11 protein-coding genes, 2 pseudogenes and 1 other annotated feature are annotated in these 17,135 nt (G+C 68.2%); of the genes and pseudogenes, 5 read left to right on the top strand and 8 right to left on the bottom strand.

The window, feature by feature from the left end; all coding sequences use genetic code 11:
* Positions 1-104: 104 nt before the first annotated feature.
* Positions 105-674, bottom strand: a complete 570-nt coding sequence (locus AC6IW9_RS02280) for a YciE/YciF ferroxidase family protein (protein WP_497768638.1) — start codon at positions 672-674, stop codon at positions 105-107.
* A 384-nt stretch (positions 675-1,058) separates the two neighbouring features.
* On the opposite strand from AC6IW9_RS02280, the pseudogene AC6IW9_RS02275 reads away from it, so the two are divergent.
* The 5 genes and pseudogenes from AC6IW9_RS02275 to AC6IW9_RS02255 form a co-directional block, all read left to right on the top strand.
* Positions 1,059-1,509, top strand: a pseudogene (locus AC6IW9_RS02275) (transposase); the annotation flags it as partial.
* Positions 1,345-1,461: a sequence feature (AL1L pseudoknot), on the top strand. Its footprint overlaps the pseudogene before it by 117 nt.
* 68 nt (positions 1,510-1,577) lie before the next feature.
* Entirely contained in the window at positions 1,578-1,895 is a 318-nt protein-coding gene (locus tag AC6IW9_RS02270; RefSeq protein WP_497768635.1) for a type I restriction-modification enzyme R subunit C-terminal domain-containing protein, read from the top strand.
* A 39-nt stretch (positions 1,896-1,934) separates the two neighbouring features.
* Complete coding sequence (locus tag AC6IW9_RS02265; RefSeq protein ID WP_497768632.1) at positions 1,935-2,222, top strand: antitoxin; 288 nt, start codon at positions 1,935-1,937, stop codon at positions 2,220-2,222.
* A gap of 8 nt (positions 2,223-2,230) precedes the next feature.
* Positions 2,231-2,638: a PIN domain-containing protein gene (locus AC6IW9_RS02260; RefSeq protein ID WP_497768630.1), complete on the top strand. Its 408-nt coding sequence runs from the start codon at positions 2,231-2,233 to the stop codon at positions 2,636-2,638.
* Entirely contained in the window at positions 2,635-3,102 is a 468-nt protein-coding gene (locus AC6IW9_RS02255; protein ID WP_497768627.1) for a restriction endonuclease subunit S, read from the top strand. The genes AC6IW9_RS02260 and AC6IW9_RS02255 overlap by 4 nt, the downstream gene beginning before the upstream one ends.
* Here AC6IW9_RS02255 and AC6IW9_RS02250 read toward each other — a convergent pair.
* The 7 genes and pseudogenes from AC6IW9_RS02250 to AC6IW9_RS02220 all read right to left on the bottom strand — a co-directional run bounded on the left by AC6IW9_RS02250 (position 3,056) and on the right by AC6IW9_RS02220 (position 17,133).
* Positions 3,056-3,903: pseudogene (locus tag AC6IW9_RS02250) on the bottom strand (IS21 family transposase). The gene AC6IW9_RS02255 and the pseudogene AC6IW9_RS02250 overlap by 47 nt on opposite strands.
* Before the next feature lie 135 nt (positions 3,904-4,038).
* Complete coding sequence (locus tag AC6IW9_RS02245; protein WP_497768624.1) at positions 4,039-4,425, bottom strand: PRC-barrel domain-containing protein; 387 nt, start codon at positions 4,423-4,425, stop codon at positions 4,039-4,041.
* Between the two features lie 499 nt (positions 4,426-4,924).
* Positions 4,925-5,464, bottom strand: a complete 540-nt coding sequence (locus AC6IW9_RS02240) for an aspartate 1-decarboxylase (protein ID WP_497768622.1) — start codon at positions 5,462-5,464, stop codon at positions 4,925-4,927.
* 17 nt (positions 5,465-5,481) lie between these two features.
* Entirely contained in the window at positions 5,482-6,321 is an 840-nt protein-coding gene (locus AC6IW9_RS02235; RefSeq protein ID WP_497768619.1) for a thioesterase II family protein, read from the bottom strand.
* Positions 6,322-6,330: 9 nt separating this feature from the next.
* Complete coding sequence (locus AC6IW9_RS02230; RefSeq protein WP_497768615.1) at positions 6,331-10,671, bottom strand: condensation domain-containing protein; 4,341 nt, start codon at positions 10,669-10,671, stop codon at positions 6,331-6,333.
* On the bottom strand, positions 10,664-13,774 hold the full coding sequence (locus AC6IW9_RS02225) for a type I polyketide synthase (protein WP_497768612.1): 3,111 nt from the start codon (positions 13,772-13,774) through the stop codon (positions 10,664-10,666). The genes AC6IW9_RS02230 and AC6IW9_RS02225 overlap by 8 nt, the downstream gene beginning before the upstream one ends.
* Positions 13,771-17,133 carry a non-ribosomal peptide synthetase gene (locus AC6IW9_RS02220; protein ID WP_497768610.1) on the bottom strand — a complete coding sequence of 1,121 codons (3,363 nt, stop codon included), beginning with the start codon at positions 17,131-17,133 and terminating at the stop codon, positions 13,771-13,773. The genes AC6IW9_RS02225 and AC6IW9_RS02220 overlap by 4 nt, the downstream gene beginning before the upstream one ends.
* Positions 17,134-17,135 lie beyond the last annotated feature (2 nt).

Here is a 17,135-nt window from a genome sequence, read left to right as displayed (position 1 = left end):
GGGCGGGCGGTCGGCGGCGCCGGCCGGGACTCGGCGTGATTCTGCTTCCGATGTCGGCGGCGCATGACGCGTGCGACGTCAAGTCCTGCTCTCGTGGTCGCTCCTCACTTGGATTTTTTGCGCCCGTCGCGTCGCGCGTTGCCCTTCTGCGAGGCGGTTGTCTGTTTCGGCTCTTCGCTTTCGCTCTCGAGCGCAGCCGGATTGATCGCGCCTTCGGCCAACTCCGACATTTCCTCGTCCCAGCGGTAGCCTTCGTCGAGCGCGCGCTCCATCGCTTTCGCCAACTCGTCTTCGCTCAGCTCGGTGGCGATCGCTTTCACCGTGCCCCAGGCGGCGATGCAATAGTGCTCGAGCTTCTGCGCTCCTGCGATGATGACCGCCTCCTTGATTTCCTGCGACTCGACGTCGTCCGCCGTCTTTTCGGCTTCCTCGATCAGCCCCCGTGCGGCTTTGTTCTCCTTTCCGCGACCCTTTCCGTCGAACTTGTCGAGCGACTTGCGAACGTCCCGCAGGACCTGCTCGCCCTCCTTCAGACGACGTTCCAGAAGCTCGCAGAGCTCATCGTCGTCCACCTCATCGAGATGCGCCTTGAGCGCTCGAGCGGCCTGCGTCTCGGCGTCCTGAATACTCTGCAGCTCGTGAACAAGGAGCTGCTCAGTCGATTGGATCGGCATGATCTTCTCCCTGAGCGGGCGTCCGCTCGAATGAGCGGCGTGTTCGGCCCAACCGCCGGGCGCGTCGACGGTTCCCGTCCTGCGCGCAAAAATCGTGTTTCGAACGAGATCGAAGCGGCTCCTCGAAAAAACCTGGCGAGCGTCCCATGGCGACGCTCGCCATGGGATGTCTCGGCTGTTCGTGGGTCACATGGCTCGGCGTCATGGCGCGCTCGCCACGGGGCTGCGCACATGCGCTCGCAGCGCAGGGACGATAGCGGCGCACGGCGTCGCCGGGGAACTGCGCCGCTTCGAGCGGCCCGCTCGTGACGCAAGTCAACGTCCGAACAACGCCTGAACCGCCCCGGGTATGCCGGAGGCCCCAACTCTTGAGAGACTGGGGTCATGGAAGCAAAGAAGACGACGAACAAATTTTCATCTGAGGTCCGCGAACGGGCGGTGCGGATGGTTCAGGAGCATCGCGGCGAATATCCGTCGGAATGGGCGGCGCTGAACTCGATCGCCTCGAAGTTCGGCTGCACCGGGGAGACGCTGCGCAGTGGGTCCGGCAAGGGGAGCGCGACGCCGGATCGCGCGCCGGTCTGACGACCGACGAAGGGGCGCGCTTAAAGGCGCTGGAGCGGGAGAACCGCGAACTCCGGCAGGCCAACGAGATTTTGCGCAAGGCGTCGGCCTATTTTGCCCAGGCGGAGCTCGACCGCCGGTCGAAGCCATGATCGCCTTCATCGACGAGAACCGCGACAGCTACGGGGTCGAGCCGATCTGCAAGGTCTTGCCGATCGCCCCGTCCAGCTATCGGGCGCATGCGGCGCAGCGGCGTGATCCCTCGAAGCGCTCCGTCGTGGACGGCGTGAATGTCGCTTTCGAGGTCTTTCGCATCCGCACGGAAACCCGGCCGGCACTTTGGCCGACATCGTCATGCTCGTGCGCTATGCGCTCAGCGAGAGCGAGGCGCTGGAGCCGCTGCCGTCGGTCGTCGCCGGCCGCTTCAACCTGTGGCTCGGCCGAGAGGAAAAGGCGGGCCGCGTCTATAGCGACGAGCAGAGAGAATGGCTCACGGCAATCCGCGATCATCTTGCGGTCAATATCGAGATCAGGCAGCAGGACGTCATGGACGCACCGGATTTCGCCGCCCGCGGCGGAATCGTCCGGGCGCGCGCTTTGTTCGGCGCGCGCCTGCCTGCGCTTCTCGACGAATTGACCGATGCTCTGGTCGCATGATATCTATCACAGATAGACGCCATTCAACCGAGACGCGAGATGACCGCGAGCGCCGACAAGCCCATCGAAGGGAAAGCGACCGCCAAGCTGTTCATGCATGGCCGCAGCCAGGCCGTGCGCCTGCCCAAGGAATTCCGCTTCGAGGGGAAAGAGGTGCGAGTCAGCAAGGTGGGCGACAAGGTGATCCTGGAGCCTTTGAAAAAGGAGCCGTTCGACGTGGAGGCCTGGCGCGCGCGGCTCGACGCCTTGGGCGCGCGGGACTTCTTGCCCGATGGTCTGCCCGACGATCCGCCGCTCGAGCCCGACGACTCGATCTCATTCGATTGACGCGGACGATGTTTTGTCTCGACACCAACATCGTCATCTTCGCCTTGAACAAGCGGAAGCCCTGGATCGCCACGCGGCTTGAGAATGAGCTTATGGCGGGAACGACGCTCATCGTCCCGGCGATCGTGCTGTTCGAACTCGAATATGGAATCGCCAAGAGCGACCGAGTCGAACAGGCGCGCGCCCTCCTCAACGGCTTCTTGTCCGCCGGGATCGGCCAGCCGGCGTTTGACGCCGAGGATGCGCGCGAAGCGGCGGACATAAGGGCGTTCCTCGAACGGCAGGGGACGCCGATCGGTCCCTTCGACTATCTCGTTGCGGCGCAGGCGCGGCGGCGCGGCGCAGCGCTGGTGACGCTCAACCGCCGCGAGTTTGAGCGCGTGCCGGGGCTGCTGGTAACGGATTGGGCGGCATGACGCTCGTGGAGGCGAAGCCGAAGGCTGCGGGCGGCGAGGCGGCGCGCGGGGATGGGCCGTGGGAACTGCCGGAAGGATGGGTGTGGGCTAAGTATGCGGAGATAGCCGACATTAACCCGACCACGAGCCTCGATTGCCTCTCAGGAACGGAGTCGATCCCCTTCGTGCCAATGGCGGCTGTCTCAGAAGAAACAGGCCAGATCGACCTCTCTATCCGTCGGCCCGTCAATGAAGTTGCGAAGGGCTACGTCCGTTTCATGGAAGGTGACGTGATCTTCGCAAAGATCACACCCTGCATGGAGAACGGTAAGGTGGCGCCCGTGACGGGGTTGCCTTTGGGGTATGCCGCAGGCTCGACCGAGTTTCACGTCTTTCGACCAAAAGCTGTCGAACAGCGCTATCTCTGGTACTGGTTGGTCAGTCGGCGCGCGGCGCGCGCCTCAGTCGCAGCGCGTCCGGCGTGAGGATGGTCACTGGCGGACCGGGATCGCGGCGCCGTGCGAGTATGTTCAGAATGACGTCGGCGGAGTGAACGCTCTGATCCAGCGCTTCGGCGCAGGCGGCCTCGACCGCCGGCAGCCCGTCGTCGAGAACGGCGGCGAAGATTTTCACCATCTGCCGATCGCCATTGGCCGAGCCGGCGAGCTTGCGCCGGATTTTTTCCATAGCGGCGGGAAGGACCCAGTCCTTGAACGGCGCGCCATTGCGCAGAGCGCCGGGCTTCTTCGCAAGGACAGGCACGTAATGCCAAGGATTATAGGCTGTTTCTTCGCGTCCGAAGCGACGGCAATGTTCGCCGACGACAACCCCGTCCTGTCGAATGACGACGCGGTCGGCATAGGCTTGATCTCGTGGCTCCAGTCGAACTGATAGGCGTCGCCCGGCGCAAAGTTCAGCGGCACATAGGCCTGCGCCTCGGCGGCTCCGCGCTCCTTGCGCCAACCGACCGCGTAACGACGAACGGCGGCGTAGCTGCCTTCGTAACCAAAACCGCGCAGCTCCTCGTAGAGCCGCACGAGCGTCAGCCGTTCGCGAGACGCTTTCCCTTCATTCTCCGACAAAAGCGCGTCCAGCCGCTCGCGCCAGGGGCCGATCTTGGGAAGCGGCTGCGTCTCGCGATGATAGTGAAACTCAGTCGCTTCCGAGCGGACCACCTTCCGCACGACCTTCCGCGACACGTGAAGGTCCCGGCAGATCTCCTTGATCGGCTTCTTCTGGACAAAATAGGCGCGGCGAATCTTCGCAATCGTTTCCACAACGAGCATTCCAATCTCGGCCTCCCTCACATCAGGAGGCCAGTGTGAACCCTCAGCCCCGGGGTCCCGATTGGATGCAAATCACCCCCAAAGCGGGGTCCTTATTCCATGCAACTTCACACGCAGAGGCATCGGGTGAAAAACTCAACCCTTCCACCGGGAGTGATACTTGAACTCGGGCGCCGATTTGAGTTGATCCTTGGTGGCGTTCGCCGTGGCGCGCCATTTTTGCGCCGGCTCGTCATATTTGAGAGCGATGGACGACGGCTGCACCGCGACATAACGTTCGCCCAGGCCCAGGAAGCCGCCCACCGAGAGCACATACCCCTCGAGAGATCCGCGTTCGAGCACGACGTCGGCAATTTCGCCGATCTTTTCATTGTTCTGATTATAGACGTCGAGGCCCACGACCTTGGACGTGAAAAGCGCATCGGGCGCTATGGAGAGATATTGGACGGGAGCCGTCGCCTGGCTCCAAGCCGCTGTCGCCAGCAGCGTCGCCGCCGCCACCAGATATCCACGGAGTCTCATGCCTTCTCCTCCTCGATCGGATTTCGTGCATAACGAGAGCCGCCGCGGAGTTGTTCCTGCCGCATGACAAAAACATCGGAGCCTCGATTGCCACGGCGAGGATTAATGAGGCCTCGCTTCGGTAGCGGCGCCGCGCATTCTGTAGGATGGCAATATCGTGTCCTTGACCGGCGCAAGGGAGCTTCGACTCATCCCTTCGAGGACGGACAGCGGAGATGACTCGCTTCTGGTCTCCAATTCCGATCACTCGCGTTGCCGTTCCAGAAAAGCTGCGGCGAAAGGCAAAGGCGCGTCGCGGATGTGAGGCGTCGAACCCGTGCGCTCGAAGTGACGGTCTCCTTTTCCCAGCGCCGACTTCGCAACCATTTCTGCGCGATAGACGCTGGGCCATGCCTCTCAGAGCTCAACGATCGCCTCACTTCGAATCCGAGATTCGGCGGACGATCGTTGTGTGCTCATGGCCTTCTGCGCCAGCCGGAGACGCGGCGGGTCGCCCGCCTCACGCGACGGCTTTCAAATGGCGGGCGATGATGTCCGCGACCGCATGGTCGCCGAGCCCACGCGCGCGCAGATCCTCGCGGAAGGCCTTGACGTCGACCCGGCCGATCTGGCGTCCCGCATCTGCGGTTTCCTCGATCCTCATGGCGAAATCGAACGGCCGCTTTTCGCTTTCGAAGACCTCGTAGCTCAAGATTTCGCTCACCATGTTGTCGGCGGCGAAGGTCAACACCTTCGGGCGAACGTCGTAGAGCCTCTCCTCCAGGATGTAGGAGGAGGCGCAGATGATCAGTTGATCGCCCTTCTGGCATTGCCGAGCGGAGGCGCCGTTCAGCACGCAGCAGCCGGAGCCGGCCTCTCCGAAGATCACATAAGTATAGAACCGCGCTCCATTGTTCTTGTTGAAAATATCGACGAATTCCAGCGGACGGATACCCGCCATGGTGCAATGATCCGGATCGAGCGTGATCGATCCGTGATAGTCGAGATCGGCGCCCGTGACGGCGATTCCGTGAAGCTTTGCTCTGACGACCTGAAGCATCTCTGCATCTCCTTCTTTCATGAAATATTTTCGTGCGGCGCCGGAACGCCTGTCGTTTGGCCGATTGTCGCCGGCTCCGGAAGGCGGTCCGCGATCGCGCCGCGAATGGCGCGCCGAACCGCCTCGGGCGGTCCCGCCAAATAGAAATGTCCGCCCGGAAAGATCTGAATTTCGGCGGCCGCAGCGGTCTCTTCTTTCCAGCCCTCGAGCGACGCCGCCGGCGCGAGCTCGTCCTCGTCGCCGCAGCAAACGAAGAACGGAATGCCGAGCGGGGGTCGTCCGCCGGGACGGCGATAGGTCTCGACCAGCTTGAAATCCGCGCGGATCGTCGGGAGCATGAGTTCCATGAGCTCGGGATTGTTCAGCGCCTCGGCCGGCGTGCCGGCGAAGGACTTCAGTTCGCCGAGCAGCTCGGCGTCGGTCATGACATGCCGGATCCGTGGCAGACGCCAGGCGGGCGCCGGGCGGCCGCTCAGGATGAGCAGCTTCGGCGCCGGCGCGCCGCGCGCGACGAGCTCATGCGCGAGCTCGAAGGCGAGCAGCGCCCCCATGCTGTGCCCGAACAGCGCGACCGGCAGGTCGTCCAGCAGAGGCGCGGCTGCCTCGACGATCGAACGGACCATCGCCGACACGTCCTCATGCGGCTTCTCCATCATCCGGGCGCCGCGACCGGGCGGCTGAACCGGCCAGACTTCGAGACCGGGCGGAAGCCAATCGCTCCAGCTGCGATAGAAATCGGCGCCGCCGCCGGCGAAAGGCAGGCAGACGAGGCGCGCCCGCGCTGCGTCGCTACGCGCGACGCGGCTGAACCAGGGCGAGCGGCCGATGTCGGGAAAGGGTGTCGTCGATGCGGTCATGTTCGATCCTTATCCGGCGAGGGAAGCGAAGGCGCGCGGCAGCACGCCGTCATGAACGAGCCGCCGGAGATTGGCCTCGAGCAGCGGCTCGTCCATCGCTCGGAGGGGAAGGCCGAGCTCGCCGAGCCGGCGGCGCGTGATGTCCGAATGGACGGGGATGAAGCTCTCGTGATCGCGCCAGACGTCGCCGACGATCGGCAGGATCTCGCGCCACAGGCGACTCTCCGAATGTCTCGCCGCCTCCGAGCGCACGCGCGCGACCCATTGCGGTCCCGGCAGCAGCGCCGCCGAATAGCCCATCCGGTTCAGCACGCGCGCCACGTCGCGCCAGCGCAATGACGTTTCGCCGCACAGATGATGCGCTTTGCCAAGCGAGAGGGGATCGCCGGCGAGGCCGATCACCGCCGCGACGGTTTCGTCGATCGGGGTGAATGCGAGCGGGCGCTCGCCATCGGGGGCCGCGCCGAGCTCGATGACGAAGGTGACGACGCGCCAGAAGAAATCTTCCGGATTGGGACGGTTCTCGACAAGGTCGCCGCAGACGGTGGTGAGACGCATGACCGAGCCGGCGAGGCCGCGTGTCATGGCGCGCCGCATCATCCGGTCCGAGACCCAGCGCGCCTGCAGATAGCCGTTCGGCAAGGTCCGCCACGAGGACAGCGCCGCGGTCTCGTCCACCGCCGCGCATCCGGGCGTCGCTCCGCCATGATCGACGATGTTGACGCTGCCGACGAAATGCAGCGGCTTCGCGCGCTCCGTCGTCGCGAGCTCGATCATCGCACGTGTGGAGAGAACATTGGAATCGCGCAGCCGTTCGTATGGCAGCACGAAGTTGATGGCGACGCCCGTATGGAACAGCGCGTCCGCCTCTTTCGCGATGCGGCGCCAGCGCTCCTCGCCCAATCCGAACTTGGGACGAGCGAGATCTCCGGCGATCGCAGCGAGCCGCGCGGCGCGGGCGGCCGTCAGCAGGCCGAAACTGTTCAAATGCCGCTTCAGATTCACCAACGCCTCGTCGTCGTCGCCTCCGGGCGCGAGACACAGGACGCGATCGGCCGCGCCGTCGAGCAGGCGGGAGAGGAGCCGGGCATTGATGTATCCCTGTGCGCCGGACAGGAAGATCGTTCCGCCGCCGCGTGTCCATGCCGGCGCCGAGGCCATGGGTCGTCCGAGCGCATCGTCGGCCAGCCTCACGTCCTGCTCCAGATCGAGCGTGGACGAAGCGGCCGCGGCCGGCGCAGCGCCGGCGAGAAGCGCGTCGATCAGCGCGGCCTGGCGCCGAATGTCGGGCGCCTCGAAGGCCGCGCGCAGCGGAAAGTCGACGGCGAACTCCCGTCGCGCCGAGAAGCAGAGCTGCGTCATCAGGATCGAATTGCCGCCGCAGTCGAAGAAATCATCCTCGACGCCGGGATCCTCCACGCCGAGGACCTTTCGCCAGATTTCGGCCAGCCGGATTTCCGTCCGCGTCGCCGGAGGGCCGCCGCGCCGTTGTCCGTCCGAAGGCGCGAAGATCGGCGGCGGCAGGGCCGCGAGGTCCAGCTTGCCGGTCCCCGAGCGCGGCATGGCGTCGAGAATGACGAAGGCCTCCGGCGCCAGCGCGGAGGGGAGGCGGCGCAACAGCAGCTCCCGCAGGGACCGCCGCAACGCGCCCTCGTCGCCGCGCGCCGCCGGGGCGGCGACATAGCCGACGAGCCGTCCTCCCGTCTCCGACGGACTCGTGACGACCAGCGCCTCGGTCACGCCGGGATGGCTTCGGAGCAGGAGCTCGATCTCCTCCGGCTCGACTCGGACGCCGCGAATCTTGATCTGGCGGTCCTTGCGGCCGCGATAGCGCAGCCGGCCGTCCTCCTCGACCGAGCCGAGGTCTCCTGTGGCGTAGAGCCGGCGCGTCCGCCCGTCGGGGCCGGTCCATTCGTGAAACGCCGCGGCGGTTCGTTCCGGCTCGCCGCGATATCCTCTGGCGAGACAGAGCCCGCCGACATGGATCTCGCCGACTGCGCCGCGCGGCGCCTGGAGGCCGCGCTCGTCCAGCACGAAGACCTCCGCTCCGTCGATCGGGCGGCCGATCGATACGACGCGCTCGTCGCCCTGCAGGATCTCGACGGTCGCGTCCGCGGTCGTCTCCGAGGAGCCGTAGAGATTGACGATCGTCGCCAGCGGGAACGCCGCGCGCGCATGTTTCGCGGTCGATGGCGACAGGGCTTCTCCGCTGATCTGAAGCAGGCGGAGACGATCGTTCGGCTCCGCCTCCGCGGCCAGCATGGCGATGAGATAGGTCGGCGTGACGACGAGATGCCCGACGCCACGCTCGGCGGCCAGCGCGCCGAGCGCGGGCGGATCGCGCGCGATGTCCGGATCCGGCGCGAGCGCGGGATGGCCGTCGAGCAGGGGTCCGAGCAGCTCGAAGACGGAATCGACAAAGGCGGGAGACGTCTTGAGGCAGCCGAGGCGCTCCCCGTCCGGCGGAAAGCGACGGGCCATCCAATCGATGCGGTTCGCGAGGCCGGCGAAGGTCAGCTCGACTGCTTTCGGCCGTCCCGTCGATCCGGAGGTGAAAACGACGCAGGCGACGTCCTGCGGCGCGGGCGTTCGTCGCTGCGGCGGCGGCAGCTTCGAACCGGTCTCGCGATCGAGACGAATGACGTCGAACCCCTCGTCCCGGCCCGCCTCCCAGAGGTCGTCGGTCGTGAGCAGGCACGAAGCCCTCTCGTCCGCGAGCCTCTCCGCGACCGCCTGCGCCGGGCGGCGCGGATCGATCGACAGCCAGGGAATGCCGAGCAGCAGGGCGCAGAGAACGCTTGCTGCATGATCAGGGCCGGGATGAAGACGCACGGCCAGCGCCGAGACATTCGGACGAACGGAGAGAACGCGCGCCGCGATCAGCTTGGCGCGCTCCGTCAGCTTCTCCCGCGTGACCGTTTCTCCGGTCTCGGCGATGATCAGGGCGGGCGCCGACGGATCTCGATCCGCCAGCTCGGTGAAGCGCGCCCATAAATCGCAGCGCGTCGGACGCAGAGGCGCCGAGGACGCGTCGACAGGCTCGGGCGCGAGCCCCAGATCGCCGACGCGACGATCGCCGCCCTCCGCCAGCGACAGCATCAGATGCGCCATCTGCCGCAACAGGCCGTCGACGACGTCGGCGGCGAAGCGGGAGGGCGAATAGCTCATCCTGAGCACGACGCGCTCGCCCGGATAGCCCGCGAGCATCAGGGCATAGCTGCTGCGATCGTAGAAGCTCGTTCCCGTCACGCGAGGGGCCCCGGGCGTCGTGACGGCGGGACCGCCGGGCTGATTCTCCCAGACGACCATTGTATCGAGAAGGCCGGTTCCTCTGAGGCCGGCGAGCGCGCCCATCTCGGCGAGCGGGAAATAATCGAAGCGCCGCGTCGCCGCCTGCCGCCGCTGGATCTCCCTCAGCCAGTCCCCGACCGGCGCGTCTTCCTCCACGGGCACGACCGCCGGCAGAACATTGAGCAGGAGGCCGACCAGCGTGTCGACGCCCTCGACATCGGGCGGCCTCGTGGCCACCGTCTCGCCGAAGACGACGACGGATTGGCGATTATAGCGTGCGAGCAGCAGCCCCCACGCCGCGAGAAACAGAGTGCTCTCGGTGACGCCGAAGCGGCGCGCTCCCTCACGCAGACTCCGGCTCTCCTCCAAAGCGAAGGTCAGGAGGCCGCTCGCGGCCTCGCGCTCCGCGGCGGCCTCCCGCGCGAGCGGAGCCGGAGTCGGCGCGGAGACCTCGGCGAGCCGCGCGCGCCAGAATTGCGCCGCGGCGTCGCGATCCTGCTGCGCCAGCCATTCGACATATCCGCGCAGAGACGGCGCCGGGACGGATTCCGGCGAACGGCCGGCCGCGTAGATCTCCGCGAACTCGCGGGTCAGCAGCGTCAGCGACCAGCCGTCCGCGATCACATGATGCAGGCTGAGCGTGACCTCGTGCCGCTCGGCGCCGAGACGATGGACCGTCACACGGAAGAGCGGCGCGCGATCCACGCCGAATCCTCTCGAGCGGTCCAGCGACCGCCATGCGGCGAGCCTGGACGTCCGATCCGTCTCGCTCAGCGCCGAGAGATCCTCGAAGGCGAAATCGAGCGCGGCCTCGCGATGGATGACCTGATAGGACTTCTCGAGCCCTTCCCAATGAAACGACGTCCGCAGGGACGGCTGGCGGACCATCAGGCGCGCCCAGGCGTCCCGGCAGCGCTCGATGTCGAACGCGCCTTCGACGGTGAAGCCGAACTGCTCCAGATAGAGGCTCGAATCCCCGCTCTCCAGCGCGTGATAGAGCAGCCCCTGCTGGAGCGGCGTCGTCGGCAGGACGTCTTCGAGATGCGACGCGTCAGCCATGTCGATTTCCTCCTGTCTGCGCGATCAGGCCGGCGAGATCGGTCTCCGAGACCCCCGACAAGCCGCCCGCGGCGGGCGGGCGCCGAGACGACGGCGGTCGGGCGGCGGAGCGGCTTTCGAGCCGCTCGGCGAGCGCCGAGACGGCGCGCGTCTCGAACACGTCGGCCGGCTCGATCGACAGCCCTTCGTCGCGGGCGCGCTTCACGAATTGGAGGATCAGGATCGAATCCGCCCCCAGAGCGAACACGTCGTCGTCGCGGCCGATCGGCCGGATGAAGAGCAGATCCTCCCACAGCGCGGCGAGCCGCGTCTCGACGCCGAACAGCGGAGGGACGCTCTCGCCGGCGCCGCCGGGGCGTATCCGATGCAGGCTCGCTCGCTCACGCGCGGGCGAGGCCGGAGGCGAAGCGATCGGCGCGCCGAATGCGCCGAGCAGAGCATCATAGGCGTCGGGCAGCCAATGCCGGTCCCGGGCGAAGGGATAGAGCGGCAGGTCGCCGAGCCTGCGCGCCGTCGGCCGGCCGTCGGCGAAGGCCGCCCAATCGATCCGATGCCCCGCCCGCCACAATTCGCCGATCGTCTCCAGGAAGCGGCGATGGTCGTTTGTTCCGGCGCCGGCGGAGCCCGGCAGCAGCGCGGAACCAGAGCGGTCGTCCCGGGAGGCGGCGGCGAAGCGCGCGAGCCCTCCGCTCGGTCCGACCTCGACGCAGGTCCATCTCTCGTCGGCATCGAGCGCCGCAGCCGCGTCGCGGAAACGCACGGGCTCGAGAATCTGGCGGAGCCAATATTCGGGCGTCGACGCCTCCGCCGTCGTCAACAATCTGCCCGTGACCGTCGAGACGATCGGAATGGCGAGAGCGCCGAAGCCGACCGACGAGAAGGCCATCCTCATTGGCTCGATAGCCGGACGCATCGCCGGGCTGTGAAAGGCGCGCGACGAGTCGATCGGCCGGGCCGGCCAGCTTCGCGCGCGCGCCTCGGCGAGGACCGCGGCCACGGCGGCGGCGTCGCCGGCGACGACGACGGCTTCCGGCGCATTGACCGCCGCGACGCCGACGTCCGGACGCCCTGAGAGGAGCGCCGTCACCGCCTCTTCCGGCGCGGCCAGGAGAGCCATCGCTCCTGCCGGGCAATCGGCCATGGCGGCGGCGCGGGCGGCGACGAGCCGGCTGGCGTCGCCGAGCGAGAACAGTCCCGACAGGCAGGCCGCGGCATATTCGCCGACGCTGTGGCCGATCATCGCGTCCGGCGCGAGGCCGAAGTCGATCAGCGTGCGTCCGAGCGCATATTCGAGCGCGAAAATGGCGGGCTGCGCGCGCGCCGTGTCGGCGGGCTCGCCGGCGCGGGCTTCGAAAAGGAGCGCGTGAATGTCGGGGCGGCCGGCGGCGCGCGCCGCCTCCAGCGCCTCGTCCAGATGACGATGGAACGTCGGCTCCCGCGCGGCGAGCTCGGCGGCGGCGCCTCGATGACGCACGCCCTGGCCCGGGAAGAGAAAGGCGATCTTCGCCGGCTCGTCCGGCGCATCCGCGCCGCGGGCGCGGGCGAAGGCTGCCGCCGCCTCCTCGCCCGACGAGGCCACGACGAAGCGGCGGTGGCGCAGCGTCTTCCGCCCGACCGCGAGCGTATACGCCGCGTCCGCCAGCCGCGGCTCGCCTCCAGCGAGCCGGCTCGCGAGGGCGGCGCACAGTCGATCGCACGCCTCTGCGTCGGCGGCGCTCGCCACCAGAAGCTGCAGTCCCGTTTCGGGCTCCTGGCGGGACGGGAGGGACGGCGGCGCCTCGCAGAGCACCGCATGCGCGTTGGCGCCGCCGAAGCCGAAGGAGCTGACGCCCGCGACGCGACGGCCGCCCGGCGCGCGCCACTCTCGTGTCGACGCCGCGACCCGGAAGGGGGTCCGCTCGAGCCCCAATTTCGGATTGGGGCGCGAAAAATTCACGGTCGCGGGCGTCACGCCGTCGAAGACGCAGAAGGCGGCCTTGATCAGGCCGGCGAGGCCGGCGGCGACGTCGAGATGACCGATATTGCTCTTGATCGAGCCGATGACGCAGCGTCCTGGTCGCAGCGCGGCCGGATCCGACGATGCCGATCTGAAAGCCTGATCGAGCGCCGCGATCTCGACCGGATCGCCGAGCTGCGTCCCGGTGCCGTGGCATTCGACATAGCCGACCTCGGCCGCGTCGACGCCCGCCACCGTCAGCGCCTCGGCGATCGCCCGGGCCTGGCCGTCGACGCCGGGAGCGGTGAAGCTCAGCCGCCGCGCTCCGTCATTGGTGACCGCGCTGCCGAGGATCACCGCCAGAATGGGATCGCCGTCCGCGACCGCGTCCTCGACGCGCCGCAGCAGGACGGCCGCCGCCGCGGCGCCGAAGACCGTTCCCGAGCTGTCGGCGTCGAAGGGGCGGCAGCGGCCGTCATGGGCGCGTATGCCCGCGATCTGCTTCAGATAGCCCAGTCCCAGAGGGACCGGGATCGAGGCGGCGGCCACGAGGGCCTGGTCCGCCTCGAAACCGAGCAGGCTCTGGCATGCGAGATGAACCGCCACGAGCGACGAGGAGCAGGCCGTCTGCACGCCGATCGCCGCCCCGGTCAAACCGAGCTTGTGGGCGATCCTGGTCGCCGCATAGTCCTTGTCGGCGCCGATCGCGCCGTCGAGCATGTCGGCCTCGCCGCGCACGATGAAGGGCAGGATGTGCGCCGAATAATATCCGCTCTGGCTGGAGCTCGCGAAGACGGCCGTGCGCTGGTCGGGCGCATCTCCCGGGACGCGGCCGGCCTGCTCGAATGCGTGCCAGGCGCATTCGAGCATCAGCCGCTGCTGCGGATCGATGAAGGCCGCCTCCCGAGGCGAATAGCCGAAGAAGGCCGCGTCGAAGAGGTCGTAGCCGTCGAGCGCCAGCGTGACCGGCACGTAATCCGGGTTCCGCGCGAGGTCGCGGTGAATCGTCCCGGCGAGATCCTCCGGGGCGAGATCGCGATAGCCGCCGCGCCCGTCCGCCAGCATGCGGCGCAGCGCCGGCGCGTCGGGCGCTCCGGGAAATCTGCCGGCGACTCCGATGATCGCGACGCCGCCGCGCCCCGCCTCCGCGAGTTCGAAGGAGCTCATGCGCCGCCTCCCGCCGCGCTGGAGCGCCGGCGGCCGCGAAGCGCCTGACGCCTCGCCTCGGCCCGCCGGAGCGCTTCGTCGGAGGAAGCCCCCGGCGGGCCGTCGGCCGCCGCGAGCCGGTCCGCGAGACTCGCGATGGTCGGGTGCTGGAACAGCGCGGTGAGCGGCACGTCGCGGCCGACGAGGCCGCACACTCTGTGATGCACGCGCGCCAGCAGGAGGGAGTTGCCGCCGGCCTCGAAGAAACTGTCGTTGACGCCGATGTCCTCGCGTCCGAGCGCCTCGCGCCAGATCGCCAGAAGAGCGCGCTGCAGGTCGTTCTCCGGAGGCTTCGGCGCCGCGCCTTCGACGCCCGTCGTCGAGGGTTCCGGAAGCGCGTGGCGATCGATCTTGCCCGTCCCGGTCAATGGCCAGGCGTCGAGAACCACCATGGCGCCCGGCATGACGCTCTGCGGCAGGAAACGCGCGAGATGAGCCCGCAGGGCCTGCGTCGCGCATTCGGCGCCGGCGCGTCGGAGCACATAGGCGAGGAGCCGGTCGTCCGCTCCGCTGGAGCCGCGCCGCAGCGTCACGAGAGCGTCGGCGACGTCGGGATGCTCGCGCAGGCGCGTCTCGATCTCGCCGGCCTCGATCCTCATGCCGCGGATCTTGATCTGATGATCTCGCCGGCCGAGGCAGACGAGCTTTCCGTCGGCTCGGCGGGTGGCGATGTCGCCGGTCGCATAGAGCCGGATCGTCTCGCCCTCGGGCGTCCGCCAATCGCGGAACGCCGCGCGCGTGAGGTCCGGCGCGCCGCGATAGCCCGTCGCGAGATTGGCCCCGCTGACATGGATCTCTCCGGGAGCGCCGGGAGCGGCGAGGCGCCCTCTGGAATCGAGCAGCCAGATGGCGACGCCCGGCAGGGGACCTCCGATCGGCGCATGAACCGCGCCGGCGGCGAGATCATCCTTCGTGACGACGTGAAAGGCGGCGTCCGAGGTCAGCTCGGTGGAGCCGTAGAAGTTGACGAGACGCGCGCCTTCGGGCAACGCGCCCAGCAGCCGCGCGGCGAGATCCGTTCGCACATTCTCGCCGCCGAGGATCAGATGGCGCAGCGGCAGCTCGCGATCGCCCAGAACCTCGAGCATCGCGTCGGCGAGCGAGGGGGTCGCCATGAGCCGGGTGACGCCCGCGCTCTCGATGAGCTGGAGCAGCTCCCGGGGACTGCGCGCCACGTCCGGATCTGGCGCGACCAGCGTCATGCCGAGCGCGAGGGAGTCCAAGAGCTCCCCGACCGCGTCCACGAAGGCGGGCGATGTCTTGAGGCAGCCGCGCTCGCCCTCGCCGACCTCGGTCGCCGACAGCGCCCAGGGAAGGCGGTTCGCGAAAGCGCCGTGATTGATCTCCGCCGGTTTCGGCCGTCCGAGCGAGCCGGAGGTGAACTGGATGAAGATCGGGTCCTCGTCCGTCGGCCTGCGATAGGGCGGCGGAGCCGCTCCCGCCGGCAACGCGTCGACGTCGAGCATGACGAAGCCGGCTTCCGCATCGCTCGCTCCACCCCATAGCGCCCGGTCCGTCAGCAGGACCTCGGCGCCGACGCTTCGAAGCATGTCCTCGACCGCCTCCTGCGGCCGGCGCGGATCGACGGGAATCCAGGGCCGTCCGAGGCGGAGCGCCGCGAGAATCGCGCTCACATAAGGCAGTCCAGGAAAAAGACGGATCGCGACCGGCCCCGTTTTCGGGGAGACGGCCCAAATCGAGTCGGCGAAGCGCGCGACCTCCTCCATCAGGGCGTCCCAGCTCACGCGCCGCCCGGACGCGAGGATCAATGCGTCCTGCTTCCCGCGGCGAGCCGCCTGGCCGGAGACGACCTCCCAGACGGGCGCGCCCCGAGTCGGCGGCGGCCCGTCGATCCTCGCCCAGCGGGCGAGTTCCTCCGGCGCGGCGACGGGAAGCTCGGAGATCGCCCGATCCGGCTCCGCGAGCCCCGTCTCCAGCGTCCTGCGGAATGCTTCGAAGAAGCGCGCGACCGAGCTCTCGTCGAACAGGTCGCTCGCATAGATGATGCAGAACAGGATTTCGTCGCCGTCGGGCCAGGCGAGGACCTCGAAGTCCATATGCGTCGCGTCCGTCCGCACCGGGACGGACCGCAGAGCGAGCCCCGCCACGGACGCGCCGCTCAAGGGCGCCGGCTGATAGGTGAAAGAAACCTGATAGACGGCGTTCCGGCTGAGGTCGCGCCCGCCTTCGAGCGCGTCGACGAGATCCTGGAAGGGATAGCTCTGGCGAGGAGCAGTCTCCAGAAGCTCGTCGCGCGCGCGCTCCACGACCGCGGCGAAGCTCGGCTCGCCGGAAAGATCGCAGCGGATCGGCAGATTATTGACGAAGAAGCCGACCATGTCCTGCGTCGCCGGATGGGTGCGGCCGGCGATCGAGGCGCCCATGACGAAGCGCTCCTGATCGGCGCAACGCCCCATGGCGGCCTGAAAGGCGGCGAGCATGACCATGAAGGGCGTCGCCCGCATGCCGCGGGCCATGGCCTCCACCGCCCGGCGACTCTCCGCGGACAAGCGGAAGAAGGCGGTCCCGCCGGCGAAGGTCTGCACGGGCGGCCGCCGGCGGTCGGTCGGAAGCTGAAGAGGCGGGAGGCCGGCGAGCCGCGCCCGCCAATATTCGACGATCTCCGATCGGCGCGGCCCGTCGAGCTGCCTGCGCTCCCAGAGCGCGAAATCCGCGTAACGGCGAGGCGCCGGCGGAGCGATCGCCGTTCCGTGCGCGCGCGCCGCGTAGAACGCCATCAGCTCGCTGTTGAACACCGTGATCGACCAGCCGTCGAAGGCGATATGGTGGAAGCCGTAGACGAGGACGTGAAGATCGTCGGCCCGGCGGAACAGCCGCGCCCGCAGGAGCGGCCCGGCGGCGATGTCATAGGGCGTCGCCGCCTCGGCCCGCATCGCGGCCTGCACGATCGCCTCCTGCTCTTCCGCGCTTCGCGTGCGCAGGTCTTCGAGCGGCGCGTCGATGACGAGCTCCGGCAGGATCTTCTGGCGCGCCGAGCTGCTTCCCGCCGGGAAGATGGTGCGCAGGGGCTCGTGGCGCGCCACGACGTCGTTGATCGCGCCGACCAGCGCGCCGACGTCGAGCGGCCCTTCGATCTCGATGCAGAAGGGCAGGTTGTAGAACGGATTGCCCGGAACGAGCCGGTCCATGAACCAGAGCCTCTCCTGCGCGAAGGACAGATCCGGCTCGACCGGATCGGCGCTCGGGAGGGCGTCGGTCTGATCGCTCGCCCGCTTCTTTCGTGCGAGCGCGGCGAGGGCGTTCAGCGAAAGGCCCGAAATATCGCCCGGGGCGCCGGCGGCGGCTGACGTGCTGGTCATCG

This window comes from Methylosinus sp. shoA, assembly GCF_059718125.1.
Note: the sequence above shows the minus strand (reverse complement) of the source record. Positions and strands in the feature narration are given on the sequence as shown.

Bases quoted from the DNA above. Each gene is read 5' to 3' on its own strand.
- AC6IW9_RS02280 (WP_497768638.1), bottom strand. From the start codon at position 674: ATGCCGATCCAATCGACTGAGCAGCTCCTTGTTCACGAGCTGCAGAGT.
- AC6IW9_RS02265 (WP_497768632.1), top strand. From the start codon at position 1,935: ATGACCGCGAGCGCCGACAAGCCCATCGAAGGGAAAGCGACCGCCAAG.
- AC6IW9_RS02260 (WP_497768630.1), top strand. From the start codon at position 2,231: ATGTTTTGTCTCGACACCAACATCGTCATCTTCGCCTTGAACAAGCGG.
- AC6IW9_RS02255 (WP_497768627.1), top strand. From the start codon at position 2,635: ATGACGCTCGTGGAGGCGAAGCCGAAGGCTGCGGGCGGCGAGGCGGCG.
- AC6IW9_RS02245 (WP_497768624.1), bottom strand. From the start codon at position 4,425: ATGAGACTCCGTGGATATCTGGTGGCGGCGGCGACGCTGCTGGCGACA.
- AC6IW9_RS02240 (WP_497768622.1), bottom strand. From the start codon at position 5,464: ATGCTTCAGGTCGTCAGAGCAAAGCTTCACGGAATCGCCGTCACGGGC.
- AC6IW9_RS02235 (WP_497768619.1), bottom strand. From the start codon at position 6,321: ATGACCGCATCGACGACACCCTTTCCCGACATCGGCCGCTCGCCCTGG.
- AC6IW9_RS02230 (WP_497768615.1), bottom strand. From the start codon at position 10,671: ATGGCTGACGCGTCGCATCTCGAAGACGTCCTGCCGACGACGCCGCTC.
- AC6IW9_RS02225 (WP_497768612.1), bottom strand. From the start codon at position 13,774: ATGAGCTCCTTCGAACTCGCGGAGGCGGGGCGCGGCGGCGTCGCGATC.
- AC6IW9_RS02220 (WP_497768610.1), bottom strand. From the start codon at position 17,133: ATGACCAGCACGTCAGCCGCCGCCGGCGCCCCGGGCGATATTTCGGGC.